Below are 14,603 nucleotides of genomic sequence, written 5' to 3'. Positions count from 1 at the left end.
ATGTTGTCCGTCCTGGGTTATCACCGAGCCGTGCTGACGGTTGTCCGCCGTCAGGACGAGGCTGCTTGGGCTGCTTTGCGAGGTGAGCCCGGCGGCGATCTCGACGATGCGCTGCGGCGGAACGCTTATCTTCTGGGCGCTGACGCCCATCCGGTCGTGCACCGGGCCGGCCGGCGGGCGGCCGAGGCGCTCGAGATGGACCCCGACATCGAGTACTACCAGGTCAACGGTGAGCCGAATGCGTCGTACCTGCATCAGGCCGGCCGGGCGGTGGTGCTGTTCCAAGGCGCATTGCTCGATCGGCTGGACGAGGACGAGCTGACGGCCGTCATCGGGCACGAGCTTGCTCATCGGTTGCTGTGGCAGAGCGAGGGTGGTGCCTATCTCGCGGTCGATCGATTGCTTGATGCCGCGGCGGGTGACGCGCGGACACCGGCGCAGTACTTGGAGACCCATCGGCGCTGGTCACTGGCCACCGAGCTGTTCGCCGACCGTGGTGCGCTGACGGCCGCTGGGGATCTTGGTACGACGATTCGCGCGTTGCTCAAGCTGGAGACCGGGCTGAGTTCGGCGGATCCCGCGGCGTACCTGCGACAAGCGGAGACGGTCGACCTGAGTTCGGGGAGCCGGGGGACTTCGCATCCCGAGGCCGTGATGCGGGCCTGGGCGTTGAAGGGCTGGCTCGCCGGGGAGAACGTGGAGTCGCTGATCACCGGACCGCTCGATGTGGATGCGCCTGACCTGCTCGATGCCGAGCTGCTACGCGAGGTCAGTCGCGACTTCGCGGCGTTGATCGCTGGGTCCGAGGGGTTGGTGACAGAGGCCGTCGCTGTCGCGGCGGCTGGGTTCGCGGATCCGTCGGCGCCGTTGGGAGTGCCTGGAGCGGCGGTCCGGTTCGATGAGCCGTTGGCGGTGCGGCCGGTTGACGGTGCGCCGCTGCCTCGGCCCCGGCCGCTGGCCGACTCCACCAGGCGCTATCTGGCCTACCTGCTGCTGGATCTCGCCACGGTCGACCCTGATACGGGGGATGACGGGCTTGTCGCCGCGCTCCGGATTGCCCGGCGTACGGGACTCGGTGGGTATGTCGAGGTTGCGGACAGCGAGCTCGGGTGGAGTGACAAGGAACGCGCGCGGCTTGTCGAGGCGGTGAACGAGTGAGCGCCGAAGAGCTGGTCGTGCTGGCCGTGGGCCAGGAGGGGCTGGGGAGTGACGCGCTGCTGGCCGCGGTGCTGCCGCTGTTCCGGGCGACGGCCGAGGTGCATGAGCGTGGTTTGGTGGCGCCGCTGCGTGGGCTTGACCGGCTGACCGTCGACGACCAGCATCAGCTCGGGTTCCGGCCGGAGGATGCGAGCCGGCCGACGCTTGCGGTGGCGGAGCTCGATGCTCGGCAGGGGCCGCGTGCGGAGGCTGTTGAGGTCGTTGCCCACCGGAGCGAGCAGCTGGATCTTGGTTCGGATGGCGGTCGAACGACGACTTCCGTCGCCGAGCCGGTTCCTGAGGCGATCACGGGGCCGATGCATGTGCCGGGGTGGCAGAGCTGGGAGCACGTGGTCGGACACCACGATCCGCTCACCGATGTGTACAGCCTCGGTCAGTTGCTGTTCGCGCTGGGGAGCGGGTTGGACCTGTCCCGGTCCGAGGATGTCGCGGAGCTGATAGATGCCAGGGGCAACCTTTATCGGCTGGCGCCGCGACTGCATCCGGTGATCGTCTCGATCGCCGCGCAGATGGCCGAGCCGGATAGGCGTCGGCGTGCCCAGGATCTGCACTCGCTGATCGACCAGCTGGAGAACTATCGCGACCAGCCGCTCGACTTCGACGTCGCAGCGATCACTCACGACGCGGCCGACCGTCGAGCAGCAGTGCTCGGCGCACTGCGGAACCGGCTGTTCGACCTGTCGCGGCGGAATCGGTTGATCAACTTCCGCCCGACCGGCCAAACGCTGAACCTGACCGAAGTCTCGGTTCCCCTGATGCTCGACATCCGCACGATCCGTGCAGAGCAACTGTTCACCTGGCGCGACGAGCTGGCCACCCAGCTCCTCGGCAAGACGCAGGCACTCGGCAAATGGATCCGGTACGACGAGGCGCCGTATGCCGCGAACACGTTGGACAAGCTGATCTCGACAGCGCGGCGGGACCGGACGGAGTACGGGCAGGATCAGTTGCGGTTGGTGCCCGCGTTCCTGCGGTGGCACGACCTCAAGAACGATCCGGAGACGCGGCTCGCCTCGCCACTGGTGCTGGTGAAGGTGGAGCTCGCGAAGAAGCGCGGGGTGCGGGACTCGTACACGATCCGGGTCACTGATCCGATCGCGGAGGTCAATCCGACGCTGCGCCATCACTTGCATCAGCTGTACGGGATCACGTTGCCGGAGACGGTCGACCTGTCCGAGCGTGGCGCGTTGGCGATGCTGCACGAGCGGCTGGCGAAGGAGATTCAGGCGACCGAGCCGGGGCTGCAGTTGCACCTGCAGGAGAAGCCGCGGATCGACCTCGTCCGGCAACGAGCGATCGTGAAGCTGCGCAGCTACCAGCGGGGTCGGCGGCGCGGGGCGGTCGGCTTTACGGGCAAGCAGTATGCGTATTCGTATCGGCGGTCGGACTATCAGCCGCTCGGGACGCAGATCTTCCGGTCGCAGATCGCCCAGCAGGTGCTGCCGCTGGGGGTCGCGCTCGGCGCGGAGCCGCGGCGGCCGGGAGCGATCGAGACCGATACGTATTCGCTCGACACGGCCGGTGGGCCGTACTCGTGGGACGTCGACCTGTGTGCGGTGTCGCTGGCGAACTTCAACTACCGGACGCTGGGGCTGGTCCGGGATTACGACGAGCTGCTCGCGACCGGCGAGAGCGCTGCCTCGTTCGAGCAGTTGTTCTCGGATCGGCCGCGACCGATCAGCAGCGTGCCGCCGGAGTTGCCGGTGGGCGAGCGCCACCTCGTCGTGCCGGCGGATGGCTCGCAGGTGGGCGCGATCGCGCGGGCACAGCGTGGCGAGAGCTTCGTCATCCAGGGCCCGCCGGGGACCGGGAAGTCGCAGACGATCACCAACATGATCGCGGACTTCGTCGCGCGCGGGCAGCGCGTGCTGTTCGTCTGCCAGAAGCGCGCGGCCCTTGATGTCGTCCACGCCCGGCTGGCGAGCCGCCGGCTCGACGGGCTCTGCACGCTGATCCACGATTCGCAGGCCGACAAGAAGACGTTCGTGCACGGGCTGCGCGAGACCTACGAAGCCTGGCTCGCTGCCGACGACAACCTCGACGAGCTGACCGAGCGCCGGACCGCGCTGGTCGCCCGCGTCGATCGGTTACTGGTCGCGGTCGGTGACTTCGAGGGCCTGCTGGCCGCGGGCTCACCCCGCCTGCGAGACGTCGTCGATCGGCTGGCCGAGCTGCGCGACCACCACTGGGAGGCTGCCCCGGAGCTGATTCCTCGAGCTGCTGACTGGTGGTCTGCTCGCGAGGCCGTCCGCGCGGTAGCTGCAGAGTTGGCGGCCGCCGACCCGCAGACCGATGGCGTGCTGGCCCGAAGCCCGCTGGCCTACGTGGCCGCCGACCGTTGGGCCGATGACGACCTTTCGGTCTTGGCTCGAAGCGTCCGCACGGCCTGGACAGGGGTAGCTGAAGCCCTCGCCGTGGCGGATCACCAGGGTTCTTCGACTGTCCGGCAGGTGGAGGCGCTTGCTGCGTTGGGGCGTGTCTTGGTGCCGCTGGCGGTCCGGGATCGGGCGCAGGCGCTGGATCCGCGATCGGATGCTGCTTCACGGCTGGCTTCGGCCGCTGCGCAGCGTGGGCAGCTGGAGAAGGCTGAGCGGAGTGCTTGGCAGGCTGCTGCCGGGTGGAGTGAGCCGTTGGCGCCGGCTGATGCGAAGTCGGCGTTGATCATTGCCCAGAGCAAGGAAGGTGGGCTGTTCTCCTTCCTGGCTGGGGATTGGCGGCGGGTTCAAGGGTTGGTGCGCGGGCGGTTCGACAGCTCCGGGCGCACGGTTCGGCCTTCTGTGGTGGAGACTCTGACGAATCTAGTGGCCGCTCAGACGGCATCCGCAGCCGTGGCAGCGCATGCTGAGCAGCAGCTGGTTGATTGGGGAGTTGGCGATCCGCGCGAGCTGGTCGAGCGACTGACGGCGGTGCGCAGCGATCCCCGGTTGCCGGATTGGCGGTTCGCGCTGGCCGACGGCGTACCGGATCGGTTGCGGTTGCTTGCGGACGCGCTCGACGCGGCCGAGGGGCCGACACGTGAGTTGCTGGATGCGGAGGTCGCGTCGCTGACCGTCGACGCGCTCCGCGAGCTGCTGGATCGGCTCGTCGCTGCGGACTCCGTCGTACGGGCTGTTGGTCCGGCCCTGCGTGAATTGCAGACGGTTTCGGCGACGGTGCAGACCGCTGTGCGGCGGTTGGATGCCTCGCCCGATCAGCTTGAGTACGCCGTCTGTGCGGCGGAATGGGAGCGCGCTCGGTCGGTCGCGGCGCTCCGGTTGCCGTCGGCGCGGGTCGATTCGATCGTTGGCGAGCTCGGCGTGGTCTACGACGAGCTGACCGAGCTCGAGGCGGAGGTGATCGTCGCGCGGGTCCGGCGGCGGTTCCTGGCTGAGGTTCAGCACTCCGAGCAGAGTGTGACTGGGATGTCGGCGGAGGATCGAGCCCGGAAGAAGCTCTTCGCCACCGGGCGGCGCGAGGTGGAACACGAGTTCGGCAAGGTGATGCGGTACCGATCGATCCGCGACCTCGCGTCCGGCGCTCCTGGTGCGGTGGTGTCCGCGCTCCGGCCGGTGTGGCTGATGAGTCCGTCGTCGGTTTCCGACACGTTGCCGCTGACCGCGGCCTTTGACGTCGTCGTGTACGACGAGGCGAGCCAGATCCCAGTGGAGGAAGCGATTCCGGCACTGCATCGCGCGCCGCAGGTGATCGTGGTCGGTGACCAGATGCAGCTGCCACCGACGCAGTACTTCCGGGTGCGCGCCGACGGCGATCTCGAGGACGACGCATCCGAGCAGGTGGGAGTGGCGCTGACGGAGGACAGCTTCCTCTCGATCAGTGCGCTGCGGCTCGCCGCGACCATGCTGACCTGGCACTACCGCAGCCGGTCGGAAGCCCTGATCTCGTTCAGCAACTCGGCGTTCTACCAGGGCCGGTTGGCCACGGTCCCGGATCGGTTGCCGGCCAATGTCGCTCCGCCCTGGCTGCTGCGGTCGGATACGCCGATGGTGTCCGAGGTCTGCGACGGCCTGCTGACCGGCAGCATCACGTCGGTCCGGCTGGCCGACGGAGTCTATGTACGGCGGACGAACCCGGCCGAGGCACGGTGGATCGCGGAGCTGGTGCGCGAGCTGTTGGCTCGGCAGACCGGGAAGAGCATCGGGATCGTGGCGTTCTCCGAAGCCCAGCAGACCGAGATCGAGCGTGCGCTGGACGAGTTGGCGGACAGCGATCCGGCGTTCGGCGCGCAGTACGAGGCCGAACAGGTGCGGATGCACGGCGAGCAGGACGTCGGCCTGTTCGTGAAGAACCTGGAGAACGTGCAGGGCGACGAGCGCGACATCATCCTGATGAGCGTCTGCTACGCAGCCGGCGCCGACGGCCGGATGCTGATGAACTTCGGCCCGATCAACACCTCGGGCGGCGAGAAGCGCCTGAACGTGATCTTCAGCCGCGCCCGCCACCACATGGTCGTCGTCAGCAGCATCGAGCCCGAGGCGATCACCAACACCTACAACGACGGCGCCAACACCCTGCGCCGCTTCCTCACCTACGCCGGAGCCGTCTCCCGAGGCGACGCCCCCGCCACCCAAGCAGCCCTCGCAACCTTCGCCGCTCCCGGCCGTCGGCTCGCTGCATCCGCCCAACCCGATGCTGCCGCAGTCGTCACGCAACTCCAGCAGGCGTTGGAGTCCCACGGCATCGAGGTCGAGACAACCGTCGGCAACTCGGTCTTCCGCTGCGACCTAGCCCTACGCCTCCCCGGCGACACCGGCTACCGCATGGCAGTCCTGGTCGATACCCCAGCGCGAGTCTCCGCCGACAGCCTCCTAGAACGCCTGACCACCCACCCAGCCGCCCTCAAAACCACCGGCTGGCGAGTCCACCACGTCCTGACCACCGACTGGATCCAGTCCCCCGAAACAGTCCTAACCCACCTCCTGGACACCCTCCACCGCCCCACCGACCCCTAACCCCAGTCCGATACCTCCTCGTCCCCAAGGGTCATCCGCGCCAGCCGCTTTGAGCACCCACCAGTCACGTTCAACCCGCTGGAATGGTTGAGCGGTGCTCAAAGTCACGCGGCCGGCTCGCTTTGAGTACCCATCAACCACTTTCGGCCCGGCCAGGTGACTGATCCGTGCTCAACGTCGTACCGGGGCGCACGGGGTTGCGTCATGCTCCTCACCGATCCGAACCGGCCGGGCCCGAACGCGGTGGTTGCTCGCCCCTGCGGCCGATTGACTGAGAAGCGCTTGGCTGAGCGGGTCTCTGGCTGAGGGGGACGGTGCGGTCGTGACCGCGGTTCCGGTCGCTTGAGCTTCCGGGCTATGGCTGAGCTGAGCGAGGTGACGGCAGTCGGCAAGTTCCGGTCGCCATTTGAGAAAAAGTACCGACCAACGAACCCGGTTCGCCGCGAGTGGCGCTATTCGCGAGGAGCGATTCCCCGGCTGGCCCGCGCCACCAGTGGTGGCCGGAGACAAGAAGCCGGGGCCGGAGACCTATGGCAACAGGTCTCCAGCCGTCACAAGGTGTCTCGCGCCACCAGTGGTGGCGCGAGAACCCGGCCGCCTGCCCGACCATCCGGGGCCACTGACCGCGACGGGTCAGGTAGCAAGCCTCCTGATCGTCGGCGGAAACCACAGCCCGTCAGCCACAGGCAACGGGGAACCTCGGTCGCCGACCGAACCATCCCGCCCAGCCCCAGACCACCCCAGCCACACCGCTTCAGCAAAACCGACCGCAGCGGCGACCAGCCACCGCCTACCTCGCCGGCCGAATCCGAGCGTCCGGATGGGACGAGCACCTTCAGGAAGGTGGGGTTCCTGGCGAGACCGAGCGATCAACCACCGCGACGGATCACCTCGTCCCCGGCAGATCCACGGACGTCTACTGCCAAATACCAGCAGCGATCATCCGCAAACCTCCCCCAGCCTCCACCTCTAGCTAACGTCCGAAGATCCGGAGACCACGCTCTCCGATCGTTCGGACGTTACGGCGGCGCGGCTTCTAACGTCCGAAGATCCGGAGACCACGCTCTCCGGTCGTTCGGACGTTAGGGGCAGCTGGTTAGCGAGATCGGCGGGTGGTTTGGTGGAGGAGGAGGCCGGCTAGGAGGGCGCCTAGGGTTCCTAGGGCGAGGTCGCCGAGGGTGTCGGTGTAGGCGGTTTGGAGTTCGGGGGAGTTGCGGACGAAGGCTACGTACTCGCCGAGCTCCCAGACAACAGCTGCGGTGGCGCCGAAGCCCAACGCCACGAAGGCGGTGACGGCGCGGGAGAGGTTGCGAGGAGCGAAGGCCAGCAGGGCGCCGGCGGTGAGGAAGCCCCAGAGCAGGAAGTGCATGGCGTCGTCCCACCAGGCGACCGTGTCGAACAGGTTGAGGCGGTTGCCGATCAGGTCGATCAGCCAGGGCAGGGTCAGCAGCAGGTCGGCGGTCCAGGGGAAGGTCTGGTGCAGTTTGCTGCGGGTCCGGCCGTAGGCCCACCACCACAGTGGGAGCACCATCGCGCCGATCGGATAGACGACGAGCCGCGCGGTCGACGCTTTCCCCTTGATGCCGCTCAGGTCCGGCCAGATCAGAGCCGTCAGCAACAAGGCGAAGAGCAGTACCTTGGCGATCAGGGCGGCGTACCGGACCTTGTTGGTGCGGGTGGCCGGGGCCGTGGTGGTGGCAACCATCGTCGTCATGCCTCTCAGTCAAACTGACCGCTGGGCGAGGCGGATGAGTACATCTACGCGAAGAACCCCCGCGATCTCGTCAGTCTGACGGATCGCGGGGGCTCTGGGGGATTAGGTCAGCCGACGCTCAGCAGGTCGACGACGAAGATCAGGGTCTCGCCCGGCTTGATCGCGCTGCCGGCGCCGCGGTCGCCGTAGCCCAGGTGCGGCGGGATGACCAGCTTGCGGCGGCCGCCGACCTTCATACCCTGGACGCCGGTGTCCCAGCCCTGGATCACCTGGCCGATGCCGAGCTGGAAGCCCAGCGGGGCGCCGCGGTTGTACGACGCGTCGAACTCCTCGCCGGTGGAGTGCGCGACGCCCACGTAGTGCACGTTCACCCGCGAGCCGGCTACGGCCTCGTCGCCGTCGCCCACGGTGATGTCGGTGATCTCGAGATCCGCCGGCGGCGGTCCGTCGGGAAAGTCGATCTCTGGCTTGTCAGTCATGACTCCAGGCTAACCAGACCCCTGGTGCACCCGATTCAGCGGGTCAGGGCGGTGAACCAGGCGAGGATCTGCGGGTAGGCCAGTTCGGCGGTGCGGTTGTGGTCGACCGGCCCGGTGTCCGTGATCGTGGAGCGGGTACCGCGGGGGTCGAGGTTGGCGCGGCAACTCTGTGCGTTCTGAGCCGGTACGTCGGTATCCGCCGAACCGGTGAAGAACCGGGTCGGCACCCGCGGCGACCAGTCCGTGCAGATGCGGTCAGCCTCCCGCAACCGCTTACCCAGCGGCCCGGTCGGCCGAGCCAACTGCTGGAGAAACGCAGGCCGGACGAGCTTGTCCGGGCTCGACGGAAGCGCGGCCGCGATCTCCTGGACGGTGTGGCTGCCGTCGAACATCGCATCGACAACCCGGTCGTACGGCGGCAGGAACACCTCCGCGGGATCGTCGTACAGGGGGATCAGCCGGCTCCACGCGGTCAGGAAGTAGCCGAGGTAGAGCGTGGCCACGAACGGGCTGACCTGCCCATTGACCAGCGCGGGCAGCTCGACGCCCAGCAGGTCGTAAGGTCCGGCGACCGGAGCCATCGCCCGCAGCCCGAACCCGCGGACCTCACCCCGCTGCAGCGCTCGCCCGAGACTGAGCGTGATCCGGCCGCCCTCGGAGAAGCCGGTGACGAGTACGTCGTTCCGCACGGATCGACCAAGCGCGCCGGCGAGCTGACGCGCGGCGATCAGCTGGTCCGCGGATGCACTCGTCTCGGAGGCGGTATCGCCGTACGGATGCCGTCCGGGCCCGGTACCCAGCCCGAGCAGATCCGGCGCGGTCACCACGAATCCGGCGCCGGCGAACATCAGGCTGCGGACTCGGTCCGGGCTGCTCCGCGAGACCGACGCCGTCGAGGCGCGGGTCGCGTTGGTGCCGTGCAGGAAGGTGACCAGATCCAGCCGCCTCTCGGTACGGCGGGGAATCGCGACCAGACCGCTGGCCGTGGTCGGTCGGCCGTCCGGGGTGATCGTCCGATAGACGACCCGATAGGCATCCGCGCCGTACTGGGCAGGCTTCCCGGTCGACTGCAGATACTCGGTCAGCTCCCTCCTGGTCAGGTGCTCGATCGGCTCAACCGAAACGACCGAACCCCGCGGAGGGCTGGTGGCAACTGCGGGTGTCGGTCCGACCAGACCGGCGGTGAGGAAGAGAGTCAGGGCAGCGCGTGCGAGCAGGCTCATGCCATCCAGCCAACGCCTTCTCAGGCGCTGGCGGGATGGTCCCTCGACCACTCTCGTAGTGGACTTTCGCCCACCCCGGGTTGCTCAGACGGGCGGGAGGTCGGCGGCCAGGGTGCGGAGCCGGTCGAAGACCGAACCCCCGGAAGCGGAGCCACCATCGTGCTGCCACTCGTTGGTGATCCAAGTAGCGAGGTTGCCGATCCGCGCGGCGGTGCGCAGCGAGAGCGCGACATCGACGTACATGTCCTCGTGCCAGATCGCCGCCGCGACCGGGACCCGGTTCGAGGCCAGCCGGTCGACGTCGTACAAGGGGAACCAGCCGCCCTCGGTGGCGAGCAGATTCGCGGCCTCGGCGAACTCGCGCAGACCCGCGATCTCCTCGAACATCCAGGGGTAGATCATCTCGCCGGTGAAGAGCAGCCGCGACGCGTCCGGTGCGAACTCCGGCGGCCGGAGCCGGTCGGCGGCCCAGTTCGTCGGGTGGTCGTCCTGCGCGTAGATGGACTCGTGGATGACCGCCCACAGCGGATCCAGCCCGAGCGTGGTGTGTTCCGTGACGGCATAGCGGAACTTGTCGGACAGCTCCGTACCGTCCCAGGCGCCGTCGACTAGCCAGTGCAGCGACTGCGCCGCGTTGCCCATGCCGAGCCCGATGCCCAACGACTGGAAGCGCCGGACGTCGAGGCGGTCACCGTCGGGCAGGCGGACGTCGTGATCGCGGAGGTGGTCGGCGATCCGGCGGACGCGTTCGACGTCTTCGGGGAAGCGGGCGTAGTACGCGTCGTTCTTGGCCACAACCTGTGGATAGGTGTGGGCATAAACGTCGTCGGCGGTGGTGTCGAGGCCGGGCAGACCGCCGGTGATCAGGCAGGTCTTCAGTCCCTCCGGAGCGAGCGACAGGTAGGTAAGCGTCAGGAATCCGCCGTAGCTGGTGCCGAGCGTTGTCCAAGGCTTGTCGGGGCTGAGCTGGCCGCGGATCAGTTCGGCGTCGCGCACGATCGAGTCGGCGCGGAAGTGCCGCAGGTACGCCGCGAGCTCGGCCGGGCTCTTCGCCGCTGCGGTACGGCGGGTGATCGCCGTACTGCGACCCGTCCCCCGCTGGTCGAGGAGCAGCACGCGGAAGTCGTCCACGGCGTGGCCGATCCAGCCGCCGGCCTCGAGCGGGCGCGGCGACGCTAGCCCCGGCCCGCCCTGCAGGTAGACCAGCCACGGCAGATCCGAGTCTTCCTTGCCTGGTGCGACGACTTCGCGGCCGAGCACCTCGATCGTTTCGCCGTCGGGTTTGGCGTGGTCGAGCGGAACGGTGAACAGGTGATCGGTGACGACCAATCCCGGCAGTCTCGGCATGCCGCCCATCCTCGGCCCCGCCGAGGTCATCAGTCCACGGGATTGATGCGTGCGTGCAGGTGGGCGTCGTGGCGGCCGTCGGCGAGTCGCCAGGCGCCGCGCAGGGTGCCTTCCAACTGGTAGCCGGCCTTCTCGGCGACTCGGCAGGACTGGTTGTTGCGCGTCGAGTGCTGGAGGGCGAGGCGCCGGAAGCCGAGGTCGAAGCACCAGCGCTCGAGGGTCGCGAGTGCCCGCGGCGCGAGCCCCTGCCCTCGGGCGGCGGGCAGCATCCAGTACGAGAGGCTGACGGTGGCGTTGCCCAGATCGATCTGCCGCAGCCCGATCTGGCCCACCACCGCATCGCCGCTGGTGATCGCCCAGGAAGCGGCCTTGGCTGCTGTCCAGCGCTCCGGCCACTGGGCGAGCCAGGCCTGGGCTTCAGCGATGTCGTCGATCCGCAGCACATGCCACTGCTGGATCTCGGCGTTGCTGAAGGCCTCGATCACGGCCGGTACGTCGGACTCGCGCCACGGGCGGAGGCTGTCGAGGACGGGCTGGTCGGCGGCGAACGTCGTACCGGACAGGGCCGGGCTCACTAACGTCGGCATGGTTAGGCGAGCACCTCGTGGAGCTTGACGGCGAACTCCGCGGGCTTGCCCGGCATGCCGTACTCGTCGCCCAGGAAACCGCCGTGGTTGCTGGGGAAGACGACCGGGGTGAGGCCGAGCCGGTCGGCGACCGCCTGGCCGCCGCGCGCGGCGAGCTGCTGGACGGACTCCTCGCCGACGCCGATCACCAGTTTGTCCGCAACGGCGGCGAGGGCGTCGAAGTCGGGCTGGTACGACGTGCTGCCGCGGAGGTTCTGGCCGATCAGGATGTCGTCGCGGCTGCCGTCGTCCTCGGCGGGGAGGCCGAACATGGCGGGATCGGGCGCGGGCCGGTCGGTGTAGTCGGCGGGGAACTCGCCCTCGAAGCTGACCAGGGCGATGAACTTCGCCATCCCGGCGCCAAGGCCGTCGCGCTGGTAGGTCGCGTAGATGTCGTCGTTGGCGGCCCGCGCGGCGTCGCGGTCCGGGAGGATCTCGACGAGCGGCGGTTCGTGCGCCACCAGACTGTTGACGAGGTCCGGCCGGGCGGTCAGCAGGGCCAGGCCGTTCACGGCGCCGCCGCTGCTGGCGAAGACGTCGACCGGGCCGACGTCGAGAGTCTCGATCAGTACGGCGATGTCCGCGGAGTGGATCTGCGGATCCAGCTCACCACTGTCGGTCCGCACGCTGCGCTCGACGCCACGCGGGTCATAGGTGACCACGGTGCGATCGGTGAAGTGCGACGCCAGGGTCGCGAAGCCGCCCGCGCCCATCGGGCAACCGATCATCAGCAGCACCGGCTGGTCGCGATCCGCGAGCTCCCCGCGGACGTCGTACGTGAGGGTGACGCCTGGAAGGTCGATCGTGGTGGTGACCGGGTCTGTCATGGCTGGAGCCTACTAACGCTGGACCTGGTCGGCACTACCCTCGAAAACCATGCGGAGAAAACTTCTGGCGACGTTGATGGCTGCTGCGCTGACCATTGCCGGTTCCGGTACGGCGCACGCCGCCGGACCGAACTACGGCGAGTACTCGCTGATGTTCGAGAAGTCGGCCGGGCAGTACTGGGCCGGTCAGTCGGCGGCCGGGCAGTGGGCCTGGACGCCGTTGAGCGCGACCGAGTCCGACATCTCCTGGGGCGACCCGGCGACCTGGCCGCCGAAGTCGGCCGAGCACTTCATCCACGACGGCGACTGGGTACTGCTCGACGGCTACAACGACGGCGCGGGCCGGCCGCTCACGCAGATCCAGCGGGTGACGTCGGAGAAGCTCGGCGACGCCAGCTGCAACAACCTCACGCCGATCCCGTCGGCAGGCGGCCGCCAGCACTACGTGAAGTGGAACATCCCCGCCACGGGCTACTGCCTCGACGCCACCGGCACCATCAAGCCCCCGAACGGCTCCACCACCGTCAACTTCCGCCACCTGCAGAAGTGGTCGCCCCCGCACACCTGCTCCAACCCGTACTTCAGCAACCAGACCTGCATCACCCAGTTCGAGCAGTGGTGGGACGACAACAACCACCCCTACGCCCTCCAACTCTCCCGCACCCTGGAACTGGCCAAAGGCCAAGGCATGGCCTTCACCAACCACACCACAGTCCCCGTGAACTGGAACGCCAACGCCCGCTACTACTGGCACTACTGAACGCACGAAACGGCCATCCGGAAGTTTCTCCGGATGGCCGTCGGTGTGGGGTGGGACTACTTCTTGACTGCCTTGTTGTAGGTGTCGATCTGGGGCTTGACGGAGTCGGCGGCGGCCTTCATGGCGGTGGCCGGGTCAGTGCCCAGGACTGCCTTCTCCAGGCCGTCTTCAGCGGCCTTGCGGGCTTGCGGCATGACGCCGAGGATGCAGCCGGAGGAGGCGTTGGTCGGCTTGGTGTTGTGGAGCTGGGTGATGGCGGTGGTGAACTGCGGGTACTGCGCCACCCAGGCCTTGTCGGCCGGGAGGTCGAGGGCCTTGGAGTTGATCGGGAAGTAGCCGGTGCCGGTGTGCCAGGCGGCCTGCTGCTCCGGCGACGACGCGAACTTCACGAACTCCCAGGAGGCGCGCTTCTCGGCGTCGGAGTGGCCCGGGCCGTCGACCCAGAGCGAGGCGCCGCCGATGATCGGGCCGCCGGTGTCCGAGGCGCTCAGGTGCGGGAACGGCGCCGTCATCACGGTGAACTTGCCCTTGGCCGCGTCCAGGTAGCCGCGCAGTGAGCCGGTCGACTCCAGGTGCATGGCCGACGTACCGGACTTGAAGACGGCCTGGGCGTCGTCGGTCTTCTTGCCGGTGTTCGGCATCAGACCCTGCTTGACCATCTCCTGGTACCAGGTGGCGACCTTGACGCCCTGCTCACCGTCGAAGTCGACCTTCGAGGCGAGGTCCTTGCGGCCGTTCTCGTTGTCGCAGTAGGTCGTCCCGGACTGGGCGATCAGCTGCTCGACGAACCATCCGTAGATGGCAGCGTTGAAGCCGTACTGGACGGTCTTGCCGCCCTCCTTGACGGTCAGCTTCTTCGCCGCCGCCATGATCTCGTCGAGGTTCGCCGGCGGTTTGGCCGGGTCGAGACCGGCCTTCACGAAGGCTTCCTTGTTGATGTACAGCAAGGGCATCGAGGTGTTGAACGGCATCGAGTTGAGCTTGCCGTCGATCGAGTAGTAGTTCGCGATGTTCGGCTCGATCGAGCCGAGGGAGTAGCCGTCCTTGTCGGCGAACTTCTGGATCGCGACGGTCTGCTTGGAGTCGATCATGAACCGCGAGCCGATGTCGTAGATCTGGACGACCGAGGGGGTGTTCCCCTGCTGCACCGAGGTCTTGTACTTCGTGATCGTCTCGTCGTAGTCGCCCTGGTAGACCGGGGTGACCTCGATCTTGCCCTTGTTGGCTTCGTTGAACGCGGCAACCAACTTGTCGACCGCCGTCCCGTTGGCGCCCTTCATGCCGTGCCAGAAGGTGACCTTCGTGACGCCGGTCGCCTGGTCGAGGGCGCTCGCGTCGGGCGCGTCCACCGAGCCGGCGGCGTCGCCCTTCGTGTCGCTGCCGCCACAACCGGCCGCGATCAGCGCCAGCGCGGCCAGGACCGACACCGCGGATGCCGTACGTCGGATTGAACGCATCAC

At 68.1% G+C, this 14,603-nt stretch carries 10 protein-coding genes; 3 read left to right on the top strand and 7 right to left on the bottom strand.

Annotation, left to right across the window (positions count from 1 at the left end; translation table 11 throughout):
• A complete protein-coding gene (locus OG474_RS14000; protein WP_405062699.1) occupies positions 1 to 1,158 on the top strand; it encodes a M48 family metalloprotease in 1,158 nt (385 codons plus the stop codon).
• Positions 1,155 to 6,167, top strand: coding sequence for an AAA domain-containing protein (locus tag OG474_RS13995; RefSeq protein ID WP_405062698.1), 5,013 nt, complete (start codon positions 1,155 to 1,157; stop codon positions 6,165 to 6,167). The genes OG474_RS14000 and OG474_RS13995 overlap by 4 nt, the downstream gene beginning before the upstream one ends.
• Before the next feature lie 1,096 nt (positions 6,168 to 7,263).
• Here the strand turns inward: OG474_RS13995 and OG474_RS13990 are convergent.
• From OG474_RS13990 to OG474_RS13965, 6 genes are all read right to left on the bottom strand, one after another.
• Positions 7,264 to 7,881: a hypothetical protein gene (locus OG474_RS13990; protein ID WP_405062697.1), complete on the bottom strand. Its 618-nt coding sequence runs from the start codon at positions 7,879 to 7,881 to the stop codon at positions 7,264 to 7,266.
• A gap of 107 nt (positions 7,882 to 7,988) precedes the next feature.
• Complete coding sequence (locus OG474_RS13985) at positions 7,989 to 8,360, bottom strand: FKBP-type peptidyl-prolyl cis-trans isomerase (RefSeq protein ID WP_405062696.1); 372 nt, start codon at positions 8,358 to 8,360, stop codon at positions 7,989 to 7,991.
• Between the two features lie 35 nt (positions 8,361 to 8,395).
• The gene (locus OG474_RS13980; protein ID WP_405062695.1) at positions 8,396 to 9,583 is read right to left on the bottom strand and encodes a hypothetical protein; all 1,188 of its coding nucleotides are present in this window, start codon (positions 9,581 to 9,583) and stop codon (positions 8,396 to 8,398) included.
• 84 nt (positions 9,584 to 9,667) lie between these two features.
• Complete coding sequence (locus tag OG474_RS13975) at positions 9,668 to 10,930, bottom strand: alpha/beta fold hydrolase (protein WP_405062694.1); 1,263 nt, start codon at positions 10,928 to 10,930, stop codon at positions 9,668 to 9,670.
• Positions 10,931 to 10,959: 29 nt separating this feature from the next.
• The gene (locus OG474_RS13970; RefSeq protein WP_405062693.1) at positions 10,960 to 11,517 is read right to left on the bottom strand and encodes a GNAT family N-acetyltransferase; all 558 of its coding nucleotides are present in this window, start codon (positions 11,515 to 11,517) and stop codon (positions 10,960 to 10,962) included.
• A gap of 2 nt (positions 11,518 to 11,519) precedes the next feature.
• Positions 11,520 to 12,383: an alpha/beta fold hydrolase gene (locus OG474_RS13965; RefSeq protein ID WP_405062692.1), complete on the bottom strand. Its 864-nt coding sequence runs from the start codon at positions 12,381 to 12,383 to the stop codon at positions 11,520 to 11,522.
• A 49-nt stretch (positions 12,384 to 12,432) separates the two neighbouring features.
• Between OG474_RS13965 and OG474_RS13960 the strand changes: the two genes are divergently transcribed.
• Positions 12,433 to 13,143, top strand: coding sequence for a hypothetical protein (locus OG474_RS13960; protein ID WP_405062691.1), 711 nt, complete (start codon positions 12,433 to 12,435; stop codon positions 13,141 to 13,143).
• 56 nt (positions 13,144 to 13,199) lie between these two features.
• Here the strand turns inward: OG474_RS13960 and OG474_RS13955 are convergent, their stop codons facing one another.
• Entirely contained in the window at positions 13,200 to 14,600 is a 1,401-nt protein-coding gene (locus OG474_RS13955; RefSeq protein ID WP_405062690.1) for an ABC transporter substrate-binding protein, read from the bottom strand.
• Between the last annotated feature and the right edge of the window lie 3 nt (positions 14,601 to 14,603).

It is taken from the genome of Kribbella sp. NBC_01505, from assembly GCF_045040285.1.
In the GTDB taxonomy this organism is placed as follows: Bacteria; Actinomycetota; Actinomycetes; order Propionibacteriales; family Kribbellaceae; genus Kribbella.
Note: the sequence above shows the minus strand (reverse complement) of the source record. Positions and strands in the feature narration are given on the sequence as shown.

What these genes read in the sequence shown, in the direction of transcription:
- OG474_RS14000 (WP_405062699.1), top strand. Translation starts at nt 1, where the DNA reads ATGTTGTCCGTCCTGGGTTATCACCGAGCCGTGCTGACGGTTGTCCGC.
- OG474_RS13990 (WP_405062697.1), bottom strand. Translation starts at nt 7,881, where the DNA reads ATGACGACGATGGTTGCCACCACCACGGCCCCGGCCACCCGCACCAAC.
- OG474_RS13985 (WP_405062696.1), bottom strand. Translation starts at nt 8,360, where the DNA reads ATGACTGACAAGCCAGAGATCGACTTTCCCGACGGACCGCCGCCGGCG.
- OG474_RS13980 (WP_405062695.1), bottom strand. Translation starts at nt 9,583, where the DNA reads ATGAGCCTGCTCGCACGCGCTGCCCTGACTCTCTTCCTCACCGCCGGT.
- OG474_RS13975 (WP_405062694.1), bottom strand. Translation starts at nt 10,930, where the DNA reads ATGCCGAGACTGCCGGGATTGGTCGTCACCGATCACCTGTTCACCGTT.
- OG474_RS13970 (WP_405062693.1), bottom strand. Translation starts at nt 11,517, where the DNA reads ATGCCGACGTTAGTGAGCCCGGCCCTGTCCGGTACGACGTTCGCCGCC.
- OG474_RS13965 (WP_405062692.1), bottom strand. Translation starts at nt 12,383, where the DNA reads ATGACAGACCCGGTCACCACCACGATCGACCTTCCAGGCGTCACCCTC.
- OG474_RS13960 (WP_405062691.1), top strand. Translation starts at nt 12,433, where the DNA reads ATGCGGAGAAAACTTCTGGCGACGTTGATGGCTGCTGCGCTGACCATT.
- OG474_RS13955 (WP_405062690.1), bottom strand. Translation starts at nt 14,600, where the DNA reads ATGCGTTCAATCCGACGTACGGCATCCGCGGTGTCGGTCCTGGCCGCG.